At 62.9% G+C, this 23,111-nt stretch carries 23 protein-coding genes; 14 read left to right on the forward strand and 9 right to left on the reverse strand.

Annotated elements, in window-relative coordinates; all coding sequences use genetic code 11:
* Positions 1–62: 62 nt before the first annotated feature.
* On the reverse strand, positions 63–2,129 hold the full coding sequence (locus Pan44_RS21925) for an ExeA family protein (RefSeq protein ID WP_145033925.1): 2,067 nt from the start codon (positions 2,127–2,129) through the stop codon (positions 63–65).
* Between the two features lie 404 nt (positions 2,130–2,533).
* Between Pan44_RS21925 and Pan44_RS21930 the strand changes: the two genes are divergently transcribed.
* The 3 genes from Pan44_RS21930 to Pan44_RS21940 all read left to right on the forward strand — a co-directional run bounded on the left by Pan44_RS21930 (position 2,534) and on the right by Pan44_RS21940 (position 4,426).
* The gene (locus tag Pan44_RS21930; RefSeq protein WP_145033926.1) at positions 2,534–2,959 is read left to right on the forward strand and encodes a hypothetical protein; all 426 of its coding nucleotides are present in this window, start codon (positions 2,534–2,536) and stop codon (positions 2,957–2,959) included.
* Positions 2,960–3,142: 183 nt separating this feature from the next.
* Positions 3,143–3,358 (forward strand): hypothetical protein, encoded by a 216-nt coding sequence (locus Pan44_RS21935; RefSeq protein WP_145033927.1) that lies wholly within the window; start codon positions 3,143–3,145, stop codon positions 3,356–3,358.
* A gap of 258 nt (positions 3,359–3,616) precedes the next feature.
* On the forward strand, positions 3,617–4,426 hold the full coding sequence (locus Pan44_RS21940) for a phosphorylase family protein (RefSeq protein ID WP_231754127.1): 810 nt from the start codon (positions 3,617–3,619) through the stop codon (positions 4,424–4,426).
* Positions 4,427–4,847: 421 nt separating this feature from the next.
* Here the strand turns inward: Pan44_RS21940 and Pan44_RS21945 are convergent, their stop codons facing one another.
* Positions 4,848–7,742, reverse strand: a complete 2,895-nt coding sequence (locus tag Pan44_RS21945; RefSeq protein WP_145033928.1) for a DUF1553 domain-containing protein — start codon at positions 7,740–7,742, stop codon at positions 4,848–4,850.
* Between the two features lie 223 nt (positions 7,743–7,965).
* Here Pan44_RS21945 and Pan44_RS21950 point away from each other — a divergent pair, with 223 nt between their 5' ends.
* Complete coding sequence (locus tag Pan44_RS21950) at positions 7,966–8,943, forward strand: cobalamin-binding protein (protein ID WP_145033929.1); 978 nt, start codon at positions 7,966–7,968, stop codon at positions 8,941–8,943.
* Between the two features lie 28 nt (positions 8,944–8,971).
* Here the strand turns inward: Pan44_RS21950 and Pan44_RS21955 are convergent, their stop codons facing one another.
* Complete coding sequence (locus Pan44_RS21955; protein WP_231754128.1) at positions 8,972–10,150, reverse strand: DEAD/DEAH box helicase; 1,179 nt, start codon at positions 10,148–10,150, stop codon at positions 8,972–8,974.
* A 452-nt stretch (positions 10,151–10,602) separates the two neighbouring features.
* Here Pan44_RS21955 and Pan44_RS21960 point away from each other — a divergent pair, with 452 nt between their 5' ends.
* Complete coding sequence (locus Pan44_RS21960) at positions 10,603–10,992, forward strand: HU family DNA-binding protein (RefSeq protein ID WP_145033930.1); 390 nt, start codon at positions 10,603–10,605, stop codon at positions 10,990–10,992.
* A gap of 140 nt (positions 10,993–11,132) precedes the next feature.
* Positions 11,133–11,351 (forward strand): hypothetical protein, encoded by a 219-nt coding sequence (locus tag Pan44_RS21965; protein WP_145033931.1) that lies wholly within the window; start codon positions 11,133–11,135, stop codon positions 11,349–11,351.
* Between the two features lie 130 nt (positions 11,352–11,481).
* Here the strand turns inward: Pan44_RS21965 and Pan44_RS21970 are convergent, their stop codons facing one another.
* Both Pan44_RS21970 and Pan44_RS21975 read right to left on the reverse strand, forming a co-directional pair.
* Entirely contained in the window at positions 11,482–11,805 is a 324-nt protein-coding gene (locus tag Pan44_RS21970; protein WP_145033932.1) for a hypothetical protein, read from the reverse strand.
* A 9-nt stretch (positions 11,806–11,814) separates the two neighbouring features.
* Positions 11,815–13,056: a phenylacetate--CoA ligase family protein gene (locus Pan44_RS21975; protein WP_145033933.1), complete on the reverse strand. Its 1,242-nt coding sequence runs from the start codon at positions 13,054–13,056 to the stop codon at positions 11,815–11,817.
* Positions 13,057–13,318: 262 nt separating this feature from the next.
* Here Pan44_RS21975 and rpmI point away from each other — a divergent pair, with 262 nt between their 5' ends.
* The 3 genes from rpmI (at position 13,319) to pheS (ending at position 15,308) form a co-directional block, all read left to right on the forward strand.
* Entirely contained in the window at positions 13,319–13,519 is a 201-nt protein-coding gene (rpmI, locus tag Pan44_RS21980) for a 50S ribosomal protein L35 (RefSeq protein ID WP_145033934.1), read from the forward strand.
* Between the two features lie 115 nt (positions 13,520–13,634).
* On the forward strand, positions 13,635–14,000 hold the full coding sequence (rplT, locus tag Pan44_RS21985; protein ID WP_145033935.1) for a 50S ribosomal protein L20: 366 nt from the start codon (positions 13,635–13,637) through the stop codon (positions 13,998–14,000).
* Between the two features lie 303 nt (positions 14,001–14,303).
* A complete protein-coding gene (gene pheS, locus Pan44_RS21990) occupies positions 14,304–15,308 on the forward strand; it encodes a phenylalanine--tRNA ligase subunit alpha (protein WP_145033936.1) in 1,005 nt (334 codons plus the stop codon).
* A gap of 57 nt (positions 15,309–15,365) precedes the next feature.
* On the opposite strand, the gene Pan44_RS21995 is transcribed toward pheS, so the two are convergent.
* Positions 15,366–16,013 (reverse strand): phosphoribosylanthranilate isomerase, encoded by a 648-nt coding sequence (locus tag Pan44_RS21995; RefSeq protein ID WP_197453554.1) that lies wholly within the window; start codon positions 16,011–16,013, stop codon positions 15,366–15,368.
* A 189-nt stretch (positions 16,014–16,202) separates the two neighbouring features.
* A complete protein-coding gene (locus tag Pan44_RS22000; protein WP_145033938.1) occupies positions 16,203–16,790 on the reverse strand; it encodes a DUF1990 family protein in 588 nt (195 codons plus the stop codon).
* 253 nt (positions 16,791–17,043) lie between these two features.
* Between Pan44_RS22000 and Pan44_RS28120 the strand changes: the two genes are divergently transcribed.
* The 3 genes from Pan44_RS28120 (at position 17,044) to ilvB (ending at position 19,529) form a co-directional block, all read left to right on the forward strand.
* A complete protein-coding gene (locus Pan44_RS28120; RefSeq protein WP_261342588.1) occupies positions 17,044–17,172 on the forward strand; it encodes a hypothetical protein in 129 nt (42 codons plus the stop codon).
* A 76-nt stretch (positions 17,173–17,248) separates the two neighbouring features.
* Positions 17,249–17,434 carry a CsbD family protein gene (locus tag Pan44_RS22005; protein ID WP_145033939.1) on the forward strand — a complete coding sequence of 62 codons (186 nt, stop codon included), beginning with the start codon at positions 17,249–17,251 and terminating at the stop codon, positions 17,432–17,434.
* A gap of 271 nt (positions 17,435–17,705) precedes the next feature.
* A complete protein-coding gene (gene ilvB, locus Pan44_RS22010) occupies positions 17,706–19,529 on the forward strand; it encodes a biosynthetic-type acetolactate synthase large subunit (protein ID WP_145033940.1) in 1,824 nt (607 codons plus the stop codon).
* Between the two features lie 79 nt (positions 19,530–19,608).
* Here ilvB and Pan44_RS22015 read toward each other — a convergent pair whose 3' ends face one another.
* Both Pan44_RS22015 and Pan44_RS22020 read right to left on the reverse strand, forming a co-directional pair.
* Entirely contained in the window at positions 19,609–19,944 is a 336-nt protein-coding gene (locus tag Pan44_RS22015; protein WP_145033941.1) for a hypothetical protein, read from the reverse strand.
* A gap of 286 nt (positions 19,945–20,230) precedes the next feature.
* Positions 20,231–21,055, reverse strand: a complete 825-nt coding sequence (locus Pan44_RS22020; RefSeq protein ID WP_145033942.1) for a ParA family protein — start codon at positions 21,053–21,055, stop codon at positions 20,231–20,233.
* Between the two features lie 232 nt (positions 21,056–21,287).
* Between Pan44_RS22020 and Pan44_RS22025 the strand changes: the two genes are divergently transcribed.
* Positions 21,288–21,863: a hypothetical protein gene (locus Pan44_RS22025; RefSeq protein ID WP_145033943.1), complete on the forward strand. Its 576-nt coding sequence runs from the start codon at positions 21,288–21,290 to the stop codon at positions 21,861–21,863.
* Between the two features lie 168 nt (positions 21,864–22,031).
* On the forward strand, positions 22,032–23,084 hold the full coding sequence (locus tag Pan44_RS22030) for a sugar phosphate isomerase/epimerase family protein (protein ID WP_145033944.1): 1,053 nt from the start codon (positions 22,032–22,034) through the stop codon (positions 23,082–23,084).
* The last annotated feature ends 27 nt before the right edge of the window (positions 23,085–23,111 follow it).

Below are 23,111 nucleotides of genomic sequence, written 5' to 3' on the forward strand. Positions count from 1 at the left end.
AGACCCGGGAGTTGAACCGCGGGTCTCGGCTCCGTTGGTCGCGTCAGAAAACTGTTCGCCGGTCAGATCCAGTCCGTATTCTTTCGGAGCCGATCCTCGACTTCGCGCCGTCGCTGCCGGATTCGCGAGAAGAGCTGCGCGAACCGCGACTTCACCGGCTCCGGGGCCGTCGTATGAGCGACTGGAGCCTCGTGTTCGATCACCGCAGGCGCGGGCGACGTCTCGACCACCGGCTCAGCGACATGGTGAGCCGATTCCTCCGGCGGTTGCACCACGTCGTATTCGACCGGCTGCCGCCACGATTCACGGCCATCGACCGGCATCGGCCGCTCGACGGACGCCTGTCGCAACTGTTCCTGCAGTCCGCGGATCGTTGCGAGGAGTTCTTCCTCGTGGCCCGCTTCCTCCGGCTCCGCCAGTTCGACGGCCGACTGATGCATCGACGAGGTCGGTTCGTGAGCGCGGCGCGGCTGTTCCTTCATCGCGTACTGTGAAAGAAACTGCAGCAGTTCCGGGGCCTGCGGCAGCCAGCTCGAGAGCGCCTGCGACGCGCGGTCGAGCGCCGCATAATGGTCATTGATCACGATTTCTTCGTCGTCGAAATCGTCCGGTTCGAGCTCGTCCAGGAACTGGACATGCCGCGACCAGTGCGCCTCGATGGCCGTGTCTTCTTCACTCTCGTCGACGTCATCCGGCTCGGACCATTCCACGGCCGGCTGATGAAGCGTGAATGCGTGTTCGGCGGAGGGCGCAGGCTCCTCGGGCGGCGCGATCGCGGCCTCCTGCTCCGGCGCTTCCATGACAGGCTCCTCGTCACCTTCGGGCTCGATGACGTCAAACGAGGACATCACTTCGGCGCTGACCGGCTCCGAGAGTTCGATATCGATCTGGGTCGAGAGCTTCAGCGTCGCCTCGTCCGGTTCCGCCTCGACCGATTCCGGAGCAGGAAGTTCAAGTTCATGCGAGCCGATCGCTTCAACGGGGACGGCAGGCCAGGGGGCGACCGAAGCGAACAGCGCCGCGTCGGAGATCTCGGGTTCCGGCTGGGAGGCGAGTGGAGCTTCGAGATGCGGCTCCTCGTGGGAATCGGCCGCATTACCGCCGACTTCGAATACTCCCACGTCCGGCGAATCGCCCCACAGCGGTCCCGGATCGTGCGAAACGACCTCCGACGGCTCCTGGACGGATTCGAGGTCGCTGTCGCCAGCGGCGGTGAGTGGTGTCTGGACAGTCGCGACGAAGTCGTCCTCCATTGAATCTTCGAACGTTTCGTCGTCCATCCCCGAGGCGTCGTCCAGAAGTCCGGCGTCGTTCCAGTGGAGGGGCAGCGATCGCAGGTCTTCGAGCGAATTCCGGGCGGTTTCGACAGAGACCGGCTTCTCTTCGATCGTATAGGCGGAGAGAAGACAGTGATCGCACAGCTGGTGGATCGCGCGCGGGTTTCCGTCGGCCGCCTTCACCATGAAGGCCATCGCCTCCTCGGTGAACAGCTGCGTCTTGGCGCCCGCGATCGCCAGTCGCTCGAGGATGTATTCCGCCGACTCGGCCTGTGTCAGCGGCTCGAGAATGGCATGGCACGCGATCCGCTGGTTCAGCGAATCGAGCGACTGGTCGGCTAGACGCTCCTCCAGTTCCAGCTGGCCTGCCAGCATCAGCCGCACGGGCGTGGCGCAGCGGGGGGACGGCTCGGCGATTGCGCGCAGTTCCTGCAGGAGTTCCGTCGAGACGAGGTGCGCTTCGTCGACGATGACGATCAGGCTGCGACCTCGATCGGCCGCCTCCTGTGCCGCCTGCATGATGCACAGCCGGGCTTCGTCTTCCGACAATCCCAGGTATTCCGCCCCCAGTTCGAAGAGAATCGCCTGCAGCATGGCCTTCCGGTTGGGAAACTGGGCCGAGCACAGGTAGGCGACGGTGAACATCCCCCGGAGGCGGCTCTGCAGGTCCTGGCAGAGCAGCGATTTGCCCAGGCCGGGCGATGCCGTCACTACGGCCGTGCCGCAGCCATCCATCAGGCAGCGCAGGAGCTTCTCTCTTGCGTCGACGTAGCCCTCATGCGCGACGATGCACTCCAGATTGGGTGCAGCGGCGAATGGACGATGCGACAGCGAAAAGAACTTCTCGTACACGAGTCCCCGCCTCCTCCATGAGCCGGCCTGGATGAACAGGCCGCGCGAAGTGATCCAGCGTTGTCATCGAGCGCGACGGCAGTTTGGCTGCAAGCGATTCGATCGTCCGAGCCAGTGCAGACGGAACTCTCCGGAGTGACGTGAACTGGTCAAGCACGTCAAACTGCGGAGACTGTTCCGGCTTCATGAAATATACCTGCGCGTTCTCACGAGGTTGGCTCAACCTTCGTCTGAATTCAGCGCTTCAACATCGGGAAGGCCCGGAACGTGCTCAAACTTGAAAGCCGCGTATCGCCGCCATTAACGTTCTCCCGTCACTTTCGCCGAGTGATGAAAAGGAGCCCGCCAGGGGACCGGTGTGTTGGCCGGGGTCGGCTCTGGGACATCACTCTCACGAGTGTCGGATGTTGGACGATCAGAGCACGCGGGTACAAAGCCTGTACGAGGAAGCCCTTCAGGAAGCAGACCGCTTCAAGTGGCTGGAGAGCGAACGCTGTCGACGCGATGTCGGGCCTCAGGCGCTTGAAGAATGGTCCGACCGGTACTGGGCGACCTTTCTCCGATGGAAACGGCTGGAACACCTCTACGGCCGCCGGCGGTACATCGAATTCGAAGAGGACTGCTTCGGCCGGCTGACGGCCGACCCCGGTGACCCGGCGCTGCAGTTTCTGACGCGGCGATTCGTCGAAGACCGGTGGGAAAACCTCAACTACTTCTGCGGGGCCGTCCCCGCCTGCAGTCGCGACCGCCTTCTGACGTGGCTGGAACTCCTGGGAATCAACCAGTTACGTCAATTCTCTCCGCCGCGGTGGTTCCTCGAGGCGGCCTGAACTCTTTCACTTCGGCCCCTTGGCAGGGGCCTCTGGAGCAACCGCTACAACAGGTAGAAGTCGCGTGGCTTGCCGGCAGGCCCCAGCCTGCGTGTCTTCCCGGCAGAATTTGCCGATGGCAGCCCGGCCGTCTGACCGATTCCCTTGGCGTGGAAGTTTTCCCTCCCTCCCAAGGTGACTCACATGAAGCGGTTTCTTCTCGTCCTGGCTGCCTTCGCCGTCGTCGCGTCTTCGGAAGCCCAGGCGGCTCAGCGATACTACTACCGGTCGGCTTACCGTCCGGCCCGGACCTACAACTACAGCTATAACACCGGCCGTTCACAGGGAGCGTTCTCCCGGCTGATGGAACTCGAGCGCGCCAAGAACGCGTGGCTCCGCCAGACGTTCCTCGGTTATTGATCGTCCCCTCGCAGATCGATGCACTCCCCGGGGATGCCGTCCGTAGCGGCCGTCGGGGATGACGATCCTGCGGGCGATCTGGCCGCGCGGATTCCAGACGAGCCGGCTGCGTGACTCCCACGCGCGGCCGCGACCCTTTTCAACGACGGTTCCAGGCGGAATGATGCGCGTGCGCCGCGTCCCCGTGACAGCGTGCGTCCACCCGCCCGGCGACGCCGCCGGTGCTGCTCAACTTTCCCGCCCTCAAGGCGCGAGACCGTGACGCTGCCGCCTCCGCCCGTTCCGCCTGGACCCGAGTTTGACACCGCCCGTGCCGACATCGGCATCGTGGTGGCGCTGCACATGGAGATCGCTCCCTTTCTCGATCGCTGTGAGCAGGTGCACAAGTACACCGGCGGCCCCTTCGTGTTTCGCGGAGGAAAGCTTGGCCAGCTCCGGATCGCTGTGGTCGAGACGGGCCCCGGCGCCTCACTCGCTGCGCGGGGCACTCGCGCCCTGCTCGATGCCCATCGCCCCGACTGGGTGATCTCCGTGGGCTTCTCCGGCTCGATCGTCCCCACCGTCGTCCTGGGGGATCTGGTGGTTGCCACCTCGATTCGCTCCCACGACGCCCGGGAACTGAAATTCGACGTCCGATTCGAGGCCGATCCCGATACCGGCCTGCATGCCGGTCCACTGTTCTGTGCCGACCACATCCTGCGAACGGTGACGGAGAAGAAGCTGGCGGCCACGAAAACGGGCTGCCTTGCCGTCGACCTCGAGAGTTTCGCGGTGGCCGATACCTGCCGCGCCGCCGGACAGAAGTTCCTGGCGATTCGCGGGATCAGTGACGACCTGACGGCCGACCTGCCCGCCGAGGCGTTGGCGATTTTCGCCGCGCAGGGCTTCAAACGCTGGGGAGTGGTGGCGGGATCGCTGTTCCGCAAACCGTCCAGCGTGCAGAACCTCTGGGAACTGCGAGGCCAGGCGATGCGCGCTGCAGACGCCATGGCCGCCTTTCTTCCACAGGTGATTCCTTCGCTGCCGCTCTCCTCAGATTCCAGTGAAGTCGGTCAGCCGCGGCCTTAGATCGTCCAGCCAATCCCACACGCCGCGGGCTCGAAGCCTGCGCCGGATGTCGGTCTCCGCTGTTGAAGGCCCTTTGCGGCGGGCTGATGGGCCACGTGTGACGACCTGTGACGGAGACCTGTGACAGCAGAAAATGGTCTGAACCCCTGGGGATTCGTGACCTGTGACACCTGTGACATGTGTGACAAGTTTTTGGAGGTCATTTGCCCTCCGACTCGCCCGGTCAGCACTCGTCTGTCCTGAATTGCCAAAGAACGAACTCTCTCCCTCTACGGGAGAGGTTGCGCGCGGGGCAGAATTGAGCGTGCCAGGAGCCTGGGGGCGCTGGCCGGACCCTTGTGGGGGCGATGTTCAGCAGTGTGACGGCCGAGTTCGAATGTCCAGACACGCTGGCTTGTTCTCGGGAGTTCGCCAGTCGGCTTCAGTCGACGTAGCGGAAGTCGACACTGGAAAAGACGGTTTGCACCAGGTTCGTCCAGGCGCGATCGCTCGTCAGTTCGACCCCGGCATCTTTCAGATAGGTCATCGCGGCGTAGCGTTCCTCCGGGCTCGGGCGTCGCCCCAGCGCGGATTCGTAGAGCGTATTGAGCCGTTCCTCATCAGACGTGGCCGACTTCATGACCCAGGCCGCCGTTGTCGCCGCGGAACTCCGCACGAAGTCGCTGTTCATCAGGTACAGCGCCTGGGTCGGGAGCGTCGATGTCGCCCGTTTACCGGTCGACAGGTTCGGGTCGGGGAAGTCGAACGTCGTGAAGGTGTCGGGCAGGCAGTTCCGAAGGACCGGCAGATAGACGCTGCGGCGTCCCTCGTCGAACTGGTAACCGTATTCCGCCTTCGTTCCGGGGCGGATCATGTCTCCCGACATCGTCAGGTCGAGCGTGCCGCTGACCATCTGCAGCGCATCGCGAATCGCCTCGGCATCGAGCCGTTTCCGGTTCTGCGAGGCCAGCCACTTGTTCTCGGGATCAGCCCCAACCGCTTTCTCCTGCCGGTCGGAACTCATGCGATACGTCTGTGACAGCATCAGCCGCCGGATGAGCCCCTTGGTCGACCAGCCGTCCGCGATGAATTCCGAAGCGAGGTGGTCGAGCAACTCGGGGTGCGTCGGCCGGTCTCCGGGAATTCCGAAGTTATCGACCGATCGAACAATCCCTTCGTTGAAGAGCTTCTGCCAGACGCGGTTCACATAAACGCGGGCCGTCAGCGGATTGTCCGGGCCGGCGATCCACTGGGCCAGTTCGAGCCGCCCGCTGGCCGTCTCGGGAATCTGCGGCGCCGGTCCGCGCATTGCCACCTGCAGGAACGAGCGGGGGACAGTCTCCCCGAGTTGATGCACGTTGCCGCGAATGCAGACGTGGTAATCCGCCATCTTCTGTTCGTCCTGGATCGACAGGACCAGCGGCGGAGCAGGTGGAGCTTCTTTCTTCAGTTTCGCGAGCGACTTCGCCAGCTCCTTGTGCTGGGCCTCCATCCGTTCGCGGCGGGCGGAGGATTCGACTGCGTCGTCGGTCGGAGCGACGGCGACCTCGTTGGCCGCGCCATTCCGCGACGCGTCGTCGGAGGCAGCGGGAACAAACCAGATGGCGTCTGCGATGACATGGCCGTCATCAACGCCGTCGTTCGAGATCGAAACGATGGCGGCCACGTCGTTCGTGAACGTGAAGCGACCGACGGACTGGAACAGGCCATCCACGTCGGGCTGCTGCTGCTGGTTCACGCGGACCAGCGTTTCCCCGTCGCGATGGATCACGCGGACCGGAGTCTTCGACGAACGCGATGGAGAAAAGTTGTAGGCGACGCGCACCTCATACACGCCGGACTTTGGCAGGTCAGCCCGGAAAACCACCTTCTTCTCGCCCATGCCGGTCCGGCCATCGTGGACGTAGCCCGAACCGACGTATGACTTGAGGAAGCCCGAACTGATCCAGTCTCCGGTGACTTCCGCGTTCGAGTCGTCGACGACCACGCCCGGAAGCGACAGGGGATCGTCGACAATGTGCGGCTTTCCGGCTTCCGGCAGGGCGGCCGTCGAGCGCATCTTCTTCAGCTCCGGCTCGAGGGCCGACATCTGCTTTTGAACCGCGGCCATTTCCTGGGCATGGCTCTCGAGAACCGCCTGTTCTTCGGCCGGCAGAGGAGTCGGACGCTTCACCCAGGTCGAGACGTTGTCGTGGATCAGGGTCTGCGTGCTGCGGAAGATGCCCACCATCGCGTAATAGTCGCGCGTCGGGATCGGATCGAACTTGTGATCGTGGCACCGCGCGCAGCCGATCGTCATCCCCATGAACGCCCGGCCCAGGGTGTCGATCTGCTCATCGATCACGTCCATCCGCAGCTGTTCTTTGTCCTGCTCTTCGTAGTTGGTCGGGCCGAGCACGAGAAACGCGGTGCCCGTGAGCTGATCCCTTCCCTGATCGTGGTTGTCGTATGGAAGGAGGTCGCCGGCGATCTGTTCGATGACGAAACGGTCGAACGGCTTGTCGACGTTGAAGCTGTTGATGACGTAGTCCCGGTATCGCCAGGCGGCCCCGAAGAACATCGAGCGGCCGCCGCCCGTAGTGTCGGCGTATCGGGCCACGTCCAGCCAGTGCCTTCCCCAGCGCTCCCCGAAGTGAGGCGCCGCGAGGAGGCGATCGACGACGCGGGCAAACGCCTCGTCATCGGGGGCCGGATCGTTGACGAAGGCGGCGATCTCTTCCGGCCTGGGAGGCAGCCCCCACAGGTCGAATGTGGCCCGCCGGATGAGCGTCACCCGGTCCGCCGCAGGCGCGGCTTCGAGGCCTGTCTCGCGGCGCTTCGCGTCCACGAACCGATCGATTCCGCAGCCGGACCAACGGGAATCTGCGACCGCCGGCAGCATGGGCCGGGAGATCGGCTGAAAGGCCCAGAACTGACGTCCGGCTTCGATGTCGATTGTCTTCGCGACCAACGGCCCGGAGCCGGTGCGGGGATCGACGGCCCCCTCGCGGATCCATTGCTCGAAATTGCGGACGACGTCGTCCCCCAGCTTTCCTTTGGGCGGCATTTCGAAATCTTCGAAACGCAGCGCGGACATCAGCAGGCTCTCGTCCGGTTTTCCGGGCACGATCGCCGGGCCGCTATCTCCTCCCTGGAGCAGCCCTTCTCGCGAGTCGAGCAGCAGGCCGCCTCGAACGGCTTTCGCGCCGGCGGCGTGACATTCGTAGCACTGGTCAATCAGGACTGGCCGGATCTTCGATTCGAAGAACTTGAGCTTCGCTGTGTCTGGCTCAGCCGCGCGCACCGCGGTCGCGGTCAACAACACGATCGCCAACAGCCCACACCGTGTTCGCTGCATAGGTTCCTCGATCGACCTCGCACCAGCTCTTTACTCTACACCGCCCTGAGTCGACAGATAAGCGAGAACCGAAATTCCGCACGTCTGTTGAGGGGCCCCGGCAGTGCGAATGACGGCCGTACCCCGGTGTTCCGGACCCGAGAGGGGGCCGTCACTGGCACGGGATGCCCGTGAGCGGGTACTCCTACCCCACCGACCAGCAGCCTGGAGGGACGCGGAATTCATGCGGATTGTCTCGTTATTGCCGAGCGCCACCGAAATCGTCTGTGAACTCGGGCTTGGCGACCAGCTCGTGGGGGTGACTCACGAATGCGATTTCCCCGCCGGCGTTTCAGGGCTCCCGCATCTGACTCGAACCCGGCTGTCCCCCACCGCGTCGAGCTCCGACATCGATGCGCAGGTTCGCGAGCAGCTCTCCACGCGGAATTCGCTCTACGAGCTCGATCACGACCTTCTCGTCGAATTGAAGCCCGATCTCATCGTGACACAGTCGCTCTGCGACGTGTGTGCCGTGTCCGAACAAGACGTCCGGAATGCCCTCTGCCGTCTGCCGACGGGGGCGCAGGTCGTGAACCTGGAGCCTCAGCGACTGGACGAGGTCCTCGATTCGCTCGAGGCCGTTGCGGCCGCCGCGGGCGCCCCCAGCCGCGGGGTGCAGGCACGCCGAGGGCTCGAGGAGCGGATCGATTCGGTGATCCGAAGCGTCGCGGAGCCGGGCGATCCCGGCGCTGCCGAGAGGCCGCGTGTGGTCGTGCTCGAATGGATCGATCCCCCCTTCTCGGCGGGTCACTGGGTTCCCGAGATCGTCGAACTGGCCGGAGGTCGTGAAATGATCGGACAACCGGGAGAGCGTTCGGTCACGTTATCGTGGGAAGAGGTGGTGGCCGCCCGGCCGGATGTCTGCTTCATCTCGTGCTGTGGCTTCAGCATCGAACGGACGAAATTAGACCTGCCAGTTCTTTTCGAGCATGTCGCTGGTCACGACCTGCCCTGCGTGCAGAACGGCAAGATTTTCGTTCTGGACGGTTCGGCGTTTCTCAGCCGGCCGGGGCCGCGGCTTGTGACCGCACTGGAGCTGATGGCCTGGGCCCTCTCTCCGGAACGGGTGCAACGTCCGCAGGAGACGACCGGCATTGAACGTGTCCCGGTGAAGAAATGGAACACGGAGCCCGGTCCCGCAGACGTCGTCTGCGGGACGTGATCGCTGAAGTGACCGATCGGTCGAGAGATCAGGCGACGAAAAAGTCGGCGAAATCTTCGTCGTTGCGGGCTGGCGCCGGCGTTTCGGCCTCGACGTATCGCGTTTCCCTCGGTGTGAAGAAGGCGTCATTGGGCGGACGCCACTCGTCGAGCATCTTGTTGATGCGGATCTCGATGCGCGTCAGTTCTTCGCCCTCTTCCTTGGTGACGAAGGTGAAGGCGCGGCCGTTGCGTTCCGACGAGATGCGGCCGGTCCGTCCGACCCGGTGGACGTAGTCGTCGCACGACTCGGGGACATCGTAGTTGATGATGTGCGAGATGCTGCTGATGTCGATCCCGCGACCGACCACGTCGGTGGCGATCAACAGCCGCAGCTCGCCGCTTCGCAGCCGCTTCATCACGCGGTCGCGCTCCGACTGCTGGAGGTCGCCGTGGATCGCAGCCACTTCCGGGAGGCGGCGCTTCAACCGGCGGTACAGCTCATCGGCCTTCCGCTTGGTGCGCGTGAAAACGATGCACTGGTGAGGCCGTTCGGCGAGCAGGAGCTTCACCAGCAGGCCGAACTTCTTCTCACGGTCGACCGTGCAGTAGTACTGCTGCACGAGGTCGCCCGAGATTGAATCGCCCGAGAGATCCACCATCTCCGGCGACTTCATGAACTTCTGGGCCAGCCGTTCGACCGGCGGAGGAAGCGTTGCCGAAAGCAACAGCGTCTGGCGGTCGGTCGGGCACTGCCTGAGGATTTTCTCAATCGCCGGCCGGAACCCGATGTCGAGCATCCGGTCGGCTTCATCAAGGACGGCGATTCGCAGTTCCTTGAGGTTGAGGTTGCCGCGCTGCAGCAGGTCGATCACGCGGCCGGGTGTTCCAACCACGATCGCCGGCGAGCGATCGAGATCCCGGATCTGTTTGCCGACCGGTTTTCCGCCGACGAGCAGGGCGGGCTCGCACAGGTGTTCGGAGGCCAGGCGGCGGGCTTCCACGGCGACCTGCTCGGCGAGTTCACGAGTGGGGCAGAGCACCAGGGCCTGCACCGCCGGACGCGAGTGGTCGATCTGTTCCAGGAGTGGAATGACGAACGCGCAGGTCTTTCCCGTGCCGGTTCGTGCCTGCCCGATGCAGTCCTGCCCTGTGAGCGCGATCGGGATAAAAGCGGCCTGGATGGGGCTCGGAGTGACGTAATTGACGCCCTCCAGCGCTTTCAGCATGCGGGCACTCAGGCCCATCGTTGTGAACGCGGTATGCGTTCCTTGTGGTTCACTCACTATGACCGCCGCTCCCTGCCGCACATCGATTTGACGTAACCTATGATGCCCAATGTAGATTGAGCGGATGGTACGGCTGCTGCAACCGCGGGTCAAGTTGAGGCCTGCCTGCAGCCTGCGAACATCCGCGACCCGATCAGTCGGGCGAAGTTTTCTGTTTTTGTCGAAAGGGCTGAAGTTGACGTCTGTGACAGGACGATCAATGGATCAAGTGTGACGTCACGGACGGTGCATCGGCCATTGCCTCGCTGGAGGCCGGCCGGTCGATCCGACCGGAACGCGGACCGGCAGAGAACACCGCTCAGGCGGTGGGATTTCGTTTGGCCGCTTGACACTAAGTTCAGAGCGCCAATACAGTTTCGTCGGTGATCAGCCCGTCCTGGGGGATTTCTGACGTGACGAAGAAAGAGATAGTTAAAACGATTTCCGACAAGCATCAGCTGACTCAGCTGAAGACGAAGGAGATCGTTCAGTCCACATTCGAAGCGATCATCGAGACGTTGGTCGAAGAGCATCGCATCGAGTTGCGGAATTTCGGCGTGTTCGAAGTGAAGAAGCGTGCTGCCCGGAAGGCGAGGAATCCTCGCACGGGCGAGCGTGTGGACGTCGCGGAGAAATACGTCGTAACCTTCAAGCCCGGCAAGGAGATGGAAGAACGGGTGCTGCGTCTGGAACAGGAAGAAGCTGCTCGCGCAGCCCAGGGCCTGCCTCCGGCGTACGTGCCGCCCGTCGAGTCGAATGGCGATGCCCCGATGGGCAGCGAGCCGTCCGACACCGACCTGTAGTTCTTCGATCGACTCGCAGCGGATGGGCTTGGAGCAACCTGATACGGAATCACGAGTTGCAATGTTCCGGCGTCCTGAATGCCGGAATTGGTGTGCCCCCCGCACCGCCCGAGGCGGTCGCGGACTCATGGAGGAGTCCGATGCGTAAGCTGTTCCTGCTGGCCCTGCTTGCCGCCACCTCGGCCGTGGAGTCCGGCTGCGTCGTTCCGATCTGGAGCGCGTCACCCGACGAGCGGGTTCGGCAATTGATCTACACCTCGGAAGGCTACCGCCAGATTCCTGAGATCTGGGACCGGATCTGGGGCCTCGATATGCCCGATCTGGAAACGCCCTACCGCACACACGGCGGCGTGATCTGATTCACGCGAGCGCCCGCGACGCCTCCGGCTGCACACAGCCGCGTCGCGCGCTCGTTTCGGACCGCAAAGCACCGGGCCCCTCGCATCGGACGCCTGGTGCTTTTTCGTTTGAATCGGGCCTGGCCGAATGTCAGTTGCGCCGGTCTGCGCAGCTCTCCCACGCGCTGAGAAACATTCCCGTTATCAGTGCCGGCCAGAACAGGAAGAGTAAGGCCCAATAGAGAATGCAGATTGGGAAGCGAAACAGGTCGCGAAGTCCAACTCCCGGGCACTCTGGCTCAAACTGCCAACTCTCGACCTCTTTCGCGTCGAGCAATGGTTCAAGGTCGTGAAGCGGCTCCGTGAGTTCTTCGCGCCGAGGCGCGAAGATATCGGCCAGCCAGTCCTTGAATACCAGAATCGCCTGGGCTGCCCAAAAGCACGCGAGGAAGAGGAACAGAGGAGGCTCAAACATGGCCACTCCTCAAGACTGCTCACGGATAAAACGCCGCCCCTTCAACTCAAAACGTGGTAGTTCTCCGACTCCTACGGCGAGGATCTCCGGCTGGAAGTTCAGCCGATCCTTGATCCGGCGGTGGATGCGTTCGCAAAGGGCGGCGATTGTGTCGCACTCCGGGCGTGGCTCGACCTCGATCATGAGGTGCGGCATTTCGCGTTTGTGCCGCAACGTCATGCGGTATTCAACGACATCGTCGAATTCGCGCAGTACCGCCTCCACGCTCGTCGGAAACACGTTGTTCCCGCGGACGATGAACATGTCGTCGGTCCTGCCCAGGACGCCGCCTTCGAGATAGGGTGAGAGCGGTGGGCTGCCGGGGCGCTCGCGGACGAGGTCGCCCGTGCGGTAGCGGATCATCGGCTGGCCCCAGCGGCCAAGGTTTGTGACGACGAGTTCGCCGAGTTCGCCGGGAGTCTGTGATTTGCCGGTCGCGGGATCGATGACTTCCGCGAGACACTTGCCGGCCAGCATCTGGAGGCCGCCGCGATCGTTCGCCGGTTCGACGGCCAGCGGGCCGACTTCGGTCATTCCCCAATGGTCGTAAACGGTCGCGTCCCAGGCCGATTCGATTCGTTCGCGGATCGCCGGCACGTTTCCGCCCGGTTCACCCGCCACGACGATGGCCCGGACCGGGCCGTTCGCCAGGTCCATGCCCATCGCGGCGGCCGCTTCCGCCAGTCGCAGGGCATAGGTCGGGGTGCAGCAAACGACGGTGGCCGAGTTTTCTTCGATCATCCTCAGGCGGGCTTCCGAGGACAGCCCGCCGCCAGCGAGGCACATTCGCCCGATCTTCTGGGCCCCTTCAAATGCCGCCCAGAATCCCAGGAACGGACCGAACGAAAACGGGAACGCGAACACATCGTCGTCGCGGATGCCGATCAGTGAGTAGATCTGCTCCCAGCAACTGAGCACCCACTGCCAGCTCTCGGCCGTGTCGAGGCAACGCAGAGGCCGCCCGGTGGTTCCTGAGGTTCCATGCACCCGGGTGTACCGGGTGCGCGGATCGGTCAGGTTGGAACCATAGGGGGGATGCGCCGCCTGGTCGGCGACCAGTTCCGGCTTGAAGAGGAAGGGGAGGCGGTCCAGGTCGTGGGGCGATTGCAACGTCGCGACGTCGATTCCCTGCAACTTCTTCTGCCAGAATGGATTGCGAAGCAAAACCTCCGACAGCATTTCGCGGAGCGGTTGCAGCAGGTCATCAGGCATGGCGGGTCATTCAGGCGGGGCGTTCCGATGACCATAGCAAACCGGTTCCCCCCCGGCCTCTGCGAATCCCGGCGCCCGGGATCGACGGCCAGTGCGGGGGGCGGCTGGAGGAAAGATCCGGGATGCCGCGCCTTTCCGAAGCCATTGCCGGAATCCGGATTTCCGTCGAAAAACATCCTCGAATCATGCTGGAAAGAATCAGGCAGGTCCGCTTATACTCCGCCCTTTCGACTTTGCGTCCGGAAGTATCGACGGCCAAACCATGCCGAAGCAGAAGACACACAAGGGGATCTCGAAGCGCTTCAAGGTGACCGCCTCGGGCAAGGCGAAGCATCGCAGCCCCAATCGCGGCCACATTCTCGGCCCGAAGACGGGCAAGCGGAAGCGTCATCTCCGTCAGGACGGAGTTGTGGACGGCGTTGCCGCCAAGACGATCGTCGACGCCCTGCGTCCCGGCGTCTGAATCACGCCTGTTTCAGGCGGACGTCGGTCTTTTCAGTCCATCAGGTTATTTGCACGTGAGCCTGTCCGCAGGACCCGATTGAGGTCCCGGAAGGCACTCCGAATCAAGGTGCGATATGCGTATTAAGTACGGTAAGGCCACACGGCGGAAGAAGAATCGTATCTTCCGTGAAGCCAAGGGAAGCGTCGGCGGACGGGGAACACTCTGGCGGACAGTGCAGGAGCACGTCCGTCGCTCGCGGGCGTACGCCTTCCGCGACCGTCGCGCCCGCAAGCGTGACTTCCGCGCCCTGTGGATCACGCGTATCAACGCGGCCTGCATGATCCGCGGCCTCCGCTACTCGCAGTTCATGCACGGCCTGAAGCTGGCCCAGTGCGAGCTGAACCGCAAGATCCTGTCGGAACTCGCCATTCACAACCCCGCGGTGTTCGACGAAATCGTCGCCGTCGCCATGGGCGCCGTGAAGAAGGCTGCCGCCTGAGTTCAGGTGTGAAGAGACAAGGCCCGGTTTGCCACGCGCAACCGGGCCTTTTTTGTTGGAGGAGTGGAACAGAAGGAAAGGAAGAGAAGGAAGGGTTTGTTGGGACGTGACCGAACTGCACTGCAGCTTGTGGGTTTACCTTCTCAGTTGCTGCGGCGGGCTGCAGCGATCGACGCTGGCAGCGTCTACAACGAGGGTTTCAGACCGTTTGCGATGTCCCTTCCTTTCCTTCCTTGCCTTCTGTTCAATCCTTCGAAGTCTGCACTGTGATTGGCCGGGGTCGCCGGCCCTACGGGGTGATTGATGGACGCTGTCGCTCAAATCTCTGCCTACGAAGCCGATGCCCTTGCCGCCATTGCGAAGGCGTCGAATGCCACTGAACTCGAGGCCGCCCGCATCGAATTCCTGGGGCGTGCCAAGGGGCGGCTGAAGGATGTGCAGGCGCTCGTTGGCAAGGTCTCGGCTGAGGAGCGGCCGGTCGTCGGCAAGCGGTTCAACGAAGTCCGCGAGAAGGTCACGGCTGCCTGTGAGGCGCGTCAGGCCGAACTGAACCAGCCGAAGTCGAAGGTCGATGGCATCGACGTCACGCTTCCCGGCGTGGCCATCCGCCTGGGCGGCCTGCACCCGATCACGCAGACAATCCAGGAATTCCGCGACATCATGGCCCGGCTTGGCTTCTCGACGGCCGATGGCCCGGAAGTCGAAGACGAGCGGCATAACTTCGAGGCGCTCAATATTCCGGCCGATCACCCGGCCCGCGACCCGCTCGACAACTTCTACATCGCCGCGGCCGAGAAGCTCTCCGGCGGCCCGAAGCTCCTGCGCAGCCAGACGTCGACCGTGCAGATCCGCGTGATGGAGACGACGCAGCCGCCGATCCGGATCGTGTCGCTGGGGCGCGTCTACCGGCCTGATGAAGTCGATGCGACGCACTCCTGCATGTTTCATCAGATGGAAGGTCTGATGGTCGATCGCGGAGTCACGATGGCCCACCTGAAGACGGTGCTCCGCCAGTTCGTTGCGGCCTACCTTGGCAGTGAAGCGTCGATCCGTTTCCGTCCGTCGTTCTTCCCGTTCACCGAGCCTTCGGTCGAGGTCGACATGCGCTGGCGCGGCCGCTGGCTCGAACTCGGCGGCGCCGGGATGATCGATCCCAACGTGCTCAAGGCTGTCGGTTACGATCCGGAAGAGTACACCGGTTTCGCCTTCGGACTCGGCATCGAACGTTTCTGCATGCAGCGCTTCGGCGTGAGCGACATTCGCCGGTTCTACGACGGCGACGTGCGCTTCCTCCGGCAGCTGGCATAGGGCCGTGGAGAGGGTCTGACGTCTGGAACCGTCAGGTTCTCGACTCACCGTCCTGCATCACCGTCCCCCCGTTCGAGCGTTGTCGATGAACGCGCGAACCTTGATCGGGTCTTTGATCGCGGGTGAGCTTTCGACACCTCCCGCGGTGTCGACGCCCCAGGGTTGGGCTTCGCGGATCCCCTCCGCGATGTTCGTGGGTGTGAGTCCCCCCGCGAGAATCAGCGGAGGCCAGTCGCAGTTCCAGGCCTTCGCGATCGCACCCCAGGGGGCCTTTCGCCCTGACCCGCCATAGGCCCCGTCGACGCGTGCATCCACCAGGAACGCCCGCAGCGGAATCTCCCGGTATTCGGCGACGTACTCCGGCAACCGGTCGGCATTCGCCTCATCGATACGCAAGGCGCGAATGACTTCCCGTCCCGAACGGATCAGTTTCTCTGCGATGTCCGGCGGTTCGTCGCCATGAAGCTGCACCGTTCCGATGCGGCAGTGGCTCACGATGTCGAGGATCTCGTCGACCGCATGGTTTACGAACACGCCGATCGGTTCGACTTCCGCCGGTAGCACGCGGCAGATGCGTTCCGCCATCGGCAGGTCGAGCCACCGCGACGACTTGCGGTAGAAATTGAGTCCGATGGCGTCCGGACCGCATTCGGCCACGGCCCGCGCGGTCGCGACATCCCGGATTCCGCAGATCTTGACGAACATGGACGACAGCTGAGGCGTGGAGGGAATCAACAGGATTCGAAATTGTAGGCCATTGTCATGGCTCCTGTGCAGGAGATGATGCGGTCCTCGATTCGCGTTGGACCATTCATCGCCTGCGGAACCCGGAAGACCCGCTTTGAAGAGGCTCTCGTCAGTCATGAAGGACGGGCCTCAACCAGTGGCGAATGTCTACTCTGCCCGTCCGCCCGTCACGACGGCCTGCATGGCGGCGGCGGAGTCGCGCGCAAACCGTCGCTGCTGTCGACGCATCAGCGGATAGGCAAGCCGGATCAACGGATGCCGCGGACGAGAGAAGGCGAGGATGTCGTAAAACACCTCGTCGGTCTGGCGGTTCCATTCCACGAGGAAACGCTCCTCCCCCGCTTCGACGTGTCCCGGCAATGTCCCGTACGCGAAGCCAAAACGCGTCAACGGCCCCTCTTCTGCCTGCACGTAAACGATTCGGCACGCGTTGACCCAGTACAGGCCAAACTTGCGGGCCCAGACTGCGATCGGCTGGCCAACTTCGACGGGTGTGTCCGTGGGGCCGGCGGTCACCCAATCCAGGTCGAACTGCTTCCACTGCTGCAGGGCGAGACGCCCGGCCTCGAAGGCGGCTTCTCCTTTTCCAAGCGACACGCGGGTGTGGTCTACGTCGTGCCCTTCCGGGGGACTCGTTCGCGTCGAGCCAACCGCCTGGTAGGTGAACGGCAATTCGCGCTGCCGGGCGAGGAAGTCGTGGATGAGAGCTGGCGTCGGCTTCAGGGGAGTGATCATCAATCAGTGATCAGTGAGAGAACAATGAAGGGCGGTGGCCGCACCATCAGCCTGTTGGGAGTTCACCCATTGGAGGGGGGATTTCTGCTGGAATTCGTGATGCGGAACGCATTCAACTGCCGCGGGGAAAACAGGTTACGCGTCCTGGCCCAATTGCGAGCGGTTTTCGGCATCGCGATTGCATTTTGCCACATTGTTCCCGGCGAGATCGTCGGACAGAACCGGACATTCACCAGATTCATGGGAGACAATCATGGCCCTGCTCACCACCGCCCTGGCGGCGTCTACCGGAACCGCTGCCGGGTTCTCGATCGTGTATCTGCTGGCGGGAGGAGGAATCCTTGGCGCCGGCCTGATCTTTATTGTGGCGAAGATGCTCTAAGCACATTCGCAGCTGAGCGGATGGCCAAAGGCGCCGCGAAAACCCGAGAACGAAACCTGAAAAAAGGAGTCACAAGATGTCTGGAAAAATGCAGGAAATCCAGGGGCGTGTGAAGGAAGCCGCCGGCGCGATTGCCGATGACGAGTCGCTGCGTCGCGAAGGCAAACTCGACCAGGCCACCGGGAAAGTGAAACAGGCCGCCGAGAAGGTCATCGACAAGGTGACCGACGCCGCGAAGAGCGTCAACCGCGCTGAGCCGTAACGGTCCTGACGATCAGGAAGCAAAAGCACGCCACCGGGCGTGCTTTTTAATGCGCAGATTCCGGGCCTTCGTCTCTCCGTCGTCGCCATCTCGCAGACGCAATGCGAATAATTTGGCACGGCCACTTTCAGCGGGTACACTTATCGGCTTTCCAGAATCGGATTGCTGCCAGCGAACCAGCTCTTCCCGAGGGATGTCCCCCTCGCATCTGTGAACTCCTGAGCGTTCGCAAACCCGCTGTACTGAAGTCAAAGAGACGAAAGGACTTCCCTTGGCCACCGCACCCGCCTCACAGACGACCAAAACCGAAACTCTGAATGGAGCTGATGTCCTGGTCGAGGCGCTCGTGCGCAACGGCGGGAAGATGATCTTCGCCTACCCGGGCGGCGCCAGCATGCCGCTCCACCAGGCTCTGCGGCGGCACCGTGAGAAGATCCGCACCATCCTTCCGCGGCACGAGCAGGGGGGAGGTTTCGCCGCCCAGGGCGTTTCGCGGACCAGCGATGACGTCGGTCTGTGCATGGCCACCAGCGGTCCAGGCGCCACGAACCTCGTCACGGCGATCGCCGATGCCAAGATGGATTCGGTTCCGCTCATCGCCATCACCGGCCAGGTGCCGCAGCAGGTCATCGGCAGCGACGCGTTCCAGGAAACGCCGATCGTCGAGATCTGCCGCGCGGTGACCAAGCATCATTACCTGATTACGGCCGAAGATCCGAACTGCCCGGAATCGGTCCAGAAGACGCTGCGGGACATTCCCCGGATCGTCAAAGAGGCGTTCTATCTCGCGAAGACCGGCCGGCCCGGCCCGATCCTGATCGACTTCCCGAAGAACGTTCAGCTCTCGGTTCTGGAAGGTGAGATCGACTGGGACCCGCCGTTCGAACTGCCCGGCTACAACCCGGAGCCGAAGCCGGTTTCCAAAGAGCAGATCAAGCAGGTGATCGCAGCGATCAAGCGGTCGCGCAAGCCGATCCTGTACGTCGGCGGCGGCGTGATCAATTCGGGCGCGGCGGCCGAACTGACGAAGTTCGCGAAGAAGTCGAACATCCCCGTGACGATGACGGTCATGGGCCTGGGCGCCTTCCCCGGCGAAGACCCGCAGTCGCTGCACATGCTGGGCATGCACGGAACGGTCTACGCGAACTACGCCATCAACGAGGCCGACCTCCTGCTGGCGCTCGGCGTGCGGTTCGATGACCGCGTCACCGGGAAGCTGGAAGAGTTCGCGCTGCACGGAAAGATCGTGCACGTCGATATCGACGCCTCCGAGATGCATAAGAACAAGGAAGCCCACATTCCGATCATCGGCGATGTCGGCGACTTCCTGACGAAGCTCAACGCCGAATACACCGACGCCGACAAGCCGGACACGGCCGCGTGGTGGACGCAGGTCAACGAATGGAAGGAACGCTATCCGCTTTCTTATAAGGAGGCGGAAGGCGACGCGATCCGGCCGCAGTACGCCATTGAAGAGCTCTGGCGTCAGTCGAAGGCCCGCAACCCGTACGTTGCCGTCGGCGTGGGCCAGCACCAGATGTTCGCCGCGCAGTTCTTCAAGTTCGATAAACCGAAGCACTGGCTGAGCAGCTCGGGCCTCGGCACGATGGGCTTCGGTCTCCCGGCCGCGATGGGCGTCCAGGCGCGGCATCCCAACGATCTGGTCATCAATATCGACGGCGACGGCTCGATCCTGATGAACATTCAGGAGTTCGCCACCCTCCATTGCGAGAAGCTGCCGATCAAGATCCTGCTGCTGAACAACCAGCACCTCGGCATGGTGATGCAGTGGGAAGACCGTTTCATGGAAGGCAAGCGGGCTCATACCTACCTCGGCCCGATCGACCATCCGGAATGGCTCGGCGAAGGGAGCGGCGACTTCTATGAAGCCACCTATCCGAACTTCGTCCAGATCGCAAAGGGCTTCGGCCTGCAGGCCCGCCATGTCCGCAGCAGGAAGGAACTGCCGGCGGCCATTGCCGAAATGATCGCCAGCCCCGAGCCCTACCTGCTCGACGTGATCACGCCCTACCAGGAACACGTGCTGCCGATGATTCCCGGCGGCAAGAGCGTGCGGGACATCATCACCGAGTAAGCCGCACAGAATGCAAAAAGCCCAGGGGATCTCTCCCCTGGGCTTTTTTTGATGTTCACCATGGCCCGCAGCAGCGGGATCAGCGAACGATCTGGCTGATCTGCTCGATCGTGGAGAGAACGTTCTTGGCCTGCTCCAGTCCGCCGGCGGCCTTGATCAGGGACAGCGCCGCGTCCATCGTGCTCATGCTGGAATTCGAGCCTCCCGCCGCTCGCCCCGGGCGGCCGCGACGAACCATCACGCGACGCTTGGTCTTGATCTTCGCGTTCGATTTGATTGTCGAAACGTACTGGGCCGAGATGGTGATCCCTTCCGACTTCAGCATTTCGGCGATCTCGGAAGGAGACTTGTCAGGATTCGCAGCCAGGGCGTCGCGGATCGCCTGGCTCTTATTCACTGCAGACTTCTTTGCCATGGTGTGTGCACTCCGTATGGGAAACCGGGATTGTCGCCTGCGACAACCCCCTGTCAACCACACGGTTTACACTCATAAGACGGCGCTGACGGCCTGAATGACTATGCCGATCACCAGAGAATCATAAGACACTGCAAGATCTGATGGCATTTCATCAACTCTTGCAGCGCTCAGTTCTCGCATCAATATGCGATCGCCGGAGGGGAATCCGGCGCCGAGATCGCTCAGAAACTCCACAGGATGAAGCCTCCTGGCCATCATCGCGCCGGCCTCACGAGATCAAGGATCAGGCGGCAGCAGCGAGCGGCGCCGGGATCGCAATTCCCCCGGAGACCACTTCACTCACCAGAGAGCCGTAATCGATCGAGCCGGAGGAGCCCGGAGCGTAGTCGAAGATCGACTGCCCGAAGCTTGGCGCTTCGGCGAGCTTGATGTTGCGGCGGATGCGGCTGTTGAACACGCGGGCCTGCGACCACGGCGACTGCGGGTCGCTCGCCTGGAGGAACCGCATCAGGTCATCCGTCACATCGGCGGCCAGCCGCGTTCCGGTTTCGTACAGGCAGAGCAGGATTCCCGAGACGCGCAGCCGGCGGTTCAGCCGGCGCGTGACGAGTGCAGTCGTCTCGAGCAGTTTCGACAGCCCCTGCAGGGCAAAGAAATGCGGCTGCAGCGGAATGATGACTTCACTCGCCGCGCAGAGGGCGTTAATCGTCAGCACGCTCAAGGAAGGCGGGCAGTCCATGACGATGTAGTCGAACTGCTGCTCGGCGTCGGCCCGCTCGAGGGCCGCCTTCAGCACGAATTCGCGTCCCGCCGCATCGACCAGTTCCAGCTCCGTGGCCGCGAGATCGAGATCCGAGGGGGCGACCCACAGGTTTTCTTTGACAAGCTGACGAACCTGGTCGAAGGTCCGTCCACCGGCGAACACCTGGTAAATGGTGTCCGGGCTTCCGGCCGCTTCGATCCCAAGGTGAATGGACGAATGGGCCTGCGGATCGAGATCGATCAGGCACACCCTCTGTCCCTGCCGCGCCAGACCGGCTGCAAGATTCACGCTGGTGGTCGTTTTCCCGACGCCACCTTTCTGATTCATGATCGCAATAGTGCGCATGCGAGTGCGTCCTCCCTGACGCCAGTGACTCCCGAAACCTGAAGAAGAGGTAAGCTAACGTCTTGGCAATTCCTGAGAAAGAGCGATTTCGCGACTGGAAAATCAAGGGGTGTCTACGAAAATAAACAAAGTTGCGAGGCGGTGAATGGACCTCGCCATGGACGTCACCGATGGTGGCCCGCAGGAAGCGGGTTGATCATCAAGAAAAGGATTTTGTGCGGAAGGGGACATTATGTTTCCTGTGAAGAAGGTGCTGTGTGTGGCAGCCCTGTTGACTGTGCTCGGTACGGCCGGTGTGGCGTCGGCTCAAGGGCGCGGTTGGGGCGGCGGTGGATGGGGCCGCGGAGGCGGCTGGGGGCGTGGCGGCGGTTTCGGCTGGAGCGTCGGATACGGACGCGGTGGCTGGGGCGGCAGCTATGGTCGCGGCTGGGGCGGTTATGGCTATGGCCGTGGTTGGGGCTATGGCGGCTGGAACCGTGGTTGGAACCGAGGCTGGGGCGGCTACTATGGTCGCGGCTGGGGTTACGGCGGATGGGGCTATCGGCCCTATCGGAATAACTTCTACGTCGGCTTCGGCGGCTACCGGCCTTACGGCGGGTTCGGTTACGGGTATGGCGGCTATCCCTACTACGGTGGATTCGGTTATCGCCGGGCCATCTACGGTGGTGGTTATGGCGGCTACTACGGCGGTTATCCGTCATATGGCGTCGCCAGCTATGGCTATCCCGTGACCACGGTCAGTTACAGCAGCGGCTACGGCGGCGGCTGGAACTACGGCTCGGGCGGATACGTCGGCGCCTGTTACTGAGCCACCGCAGAAAACTGCGGGCTGATGACTTCGGCCGCGGAGTGAGTCGATTTCCGCAGCCAGTCACTTAAAATCAACGCCCCGGCAGGCTGATGCCGGGGCGTTCTGCATTGGCAGACCGCTGATCCCTCCTCCCACCGTCAGTCGCCCACACCGCGAGCGCTTTCCATGAACTTGTCTCGACGTTCGTTCCTGTCCGTTGCCGCCGCCGCTGTTGCCGCAGCCGCGACTCCGCGCCTGTTTGCAGCGCCCGCCACCGGGCCGCTGTTCCGGATTTCGCTGGCACAGTGGTCGCTTCACAAGACGCTCCGCGCCGGCAAGCTCGACAACCTCGACTTCGCGAAGACCGCGAAAGAGACCTTCGGCATCGAGGGAATCGAGTACGTCAATCAGTTCTTCAAGGACAAGGCGAAGGACGAGAAGTACCTCGCCGAAATGAAGAAGCGGGCCGCCGATCATGGCGTCAAGAGCCTGCTCATCATGTGCGACGGCGAAGGGAACCTCGGCGACCCCGATGACAAGAAGCGGACGACCGCCGTCGAGAACCACTACAAATGGGCCGACGCCGCCGAATTCCTCGGCTGCCATTCGATCCGCGTCAATGCCGCGAGCAAGGGCTCGTTCGAAGAGCAGCAGAAGCTGGCGGCCGACGGCCTGCACCGGCTGACCGAGTACGCCGAGAAGAAGAACCTCAACGTCATCGTCGAGAATCACGGCGGGCTGTCGTCGAACGGGGAATGGCTTGCCGGTGTGATGAAGCTCGTCGACCACCCGCACTGCGGCACGCTTCCGGATTTCGGAAATTTCCGCGTGAAAGACGGCGAATGGTACGACCGCTACAAGGGCGTCACGGAACTCATGCCGTACGCCAAGGCCGTCAGCGCCAAGTCGCACGACTTCGACCCGGAACGCCCCCTGGTCACCACCAACGGCGATCAGGAAACCGACTACCTGAAGATGATGAAGATCGTCCTGGATGCCGGTTACCACAGCTGGGTCGGCATCGAGTACGAAGGGGGTAAGGTCGACGAGATTGAAGGCATCAAGCTCACGAAGCAGCTCCTCGAGCGCGTTCGCGACGAACTGACCAAGAAGCCCGCTGCGGCAGCCCCGGCAACGGGAACAACCGGCTTCAGCGGATACACCTACGGCCAGCCCACGTACCGTTATTCGAAGGCGCAGGCGCGGCAGTCACGTCGGGCGTACCGTCGCGGCGTCTGAACTTTGCTGATCGGAATGGGCCGGTGC

Source organism: Caulifigura coniformis (assembly GCF_007745175.1).
Taxonomy (GTDB): domain Bacteria; phylum Planctomycetota; class Planctomycetia; order Planctomycetales; family Planctomycetaceae; genus Caulifigura; species Caulifigura coniformis.

Bases quoted from the DNA above. Each gene is read 5' to 3' on its own strand.
- Pan44_RS21950 (WP_145033929.1), top strand. From the start codon at position 7,966: ATGCGGATTGTCTCGTTATTGCCGAGCGCCACCGAAATCGTCTGTGAA.
- Pan44_RS22020 (WP_145033942.1), bottom strand. From the start codon at position 21,055: ATGCGCACTATTGCGATCATGAATCAGAAAGGTGGCGTCGGGAAAACG.
- Pan44_RS21995 (WP_197453554.1), bottom strand. From the start codon at position 16,013: ATGTTCGTCAAGATCTGCGGAATCCGGGATGTCGCGACCGCGCGGGCC.
- Pan44_RS21975 (WP_145033933.1), bottom strand. From the start codon at position 13,056: ATGCCTGATGACCTGCTGCAACCGCTCCGCGAAATGCTGTCGGAGGTT.
- Pan44_RS21935 (WP_145033927.1), top strand. From the start codon at position 3,143: ATGAAGCGGTTTCTTCTCGTCCTGGCTGCCTTCGCCGTCGTCGCGTCT.
- Pan44_RS22005 (WP_145033939.1), top strand. From the start codon at position 17,249: ATGTCTGGAAAAATGCAGGAAATCCAGGGGCGTGTGAAGGAAGCCGCC.
- rplT (WP_145033935.1), top strand. From the start codon at position 13,635: ATGCGTATTAAGTACGGTAAGGCCACACGGCGGAAGAAGAATCGTATC.
- Pan44_RS21945 (WP_145033928.1), bottom strand. From the start codon at position 7,742: ATGCAGCGAACACGGTGTGGGCTGTTGGCGATCGTGTTGTTGACCGCG.
- rpmI (WP_145033934.1), top strand. From the start codon at position 13,319: ATGCCGAAGCAGAAGACACACAAGGGGATCTCGAAGCGCTTCAAGGTG.
- Pan44_RS21930 (WP_145033926.1), top strand. From the start codon at position 2,534: ATGTTGGACGATCAGAGCACGCGGGTACAAAGCCTGTACGAGGAAGCC.
- Pan44_RS22000 (WP_145033938.1), bottom strand. From the start codon at position 16,790: ATGATCACTCCCCTGAAGCCGACGCCAGCTCTCATCCACGACTTCCTC.
- pheS (WP_145033936.1), top strand. From the start codon at position 14,304: ATGGACGCTGTCGCTCAAATCTCTGCCTACGAAGCCGATGCCCTTGCC.
- Pan44_RS22025 (WP_145033943.1), top strand. From the start codon at position 21,288: ATGTTTCCTGTGAAGAAGGTGCTGTGTGTGGCAGCCCTGTTGACTGTG.
- Pan44_RS21955 (WP_231754128.1), bottom strand. From the start codon at position 10,150: ATGCTGAAAGCGCTGGAGGGCGTCAATTACGTCACTCCGAGCCCCATC.
- Pan44_RS22030 (WP_145033944.1), top strand. From the start codon at position 22,032: ATGAACTTGTCTCGACGTTCGTTCCTGTCCGTTGCCGCCGCCGCTGTT.
- Pan44_RS28120 (WP_261342588.1), top strand. From the start codon at position 17,044: ATGGCCCTGCTCACCACCGCCCTGGCGGCGTCTACCGGAACCGCTGCC.
- Pan44_RS21970 (WP_145033932.1), bottom strand. From the start codon at position 11,805: ATGTTTGAGCCTCCTCTGTTCCTCTTCCTCGCGTGCTTTTGGGCAGCC.
- Pan44_RS21965 (WP_145033931.1), top strand. From the start codon at position 11,133: ATGCGTAAGCTGTTCCTGCTGGCCCTGCTTGCCGCCACCTCGGCCGTG.
- Pan44_RS22015 (WP_145033941.1), bottom strand. From the start codon at position 19,944: ATGGCAAAGAAGTCTGCAGTGAATAAGAGCCAGGCGATCCGCGACGCC.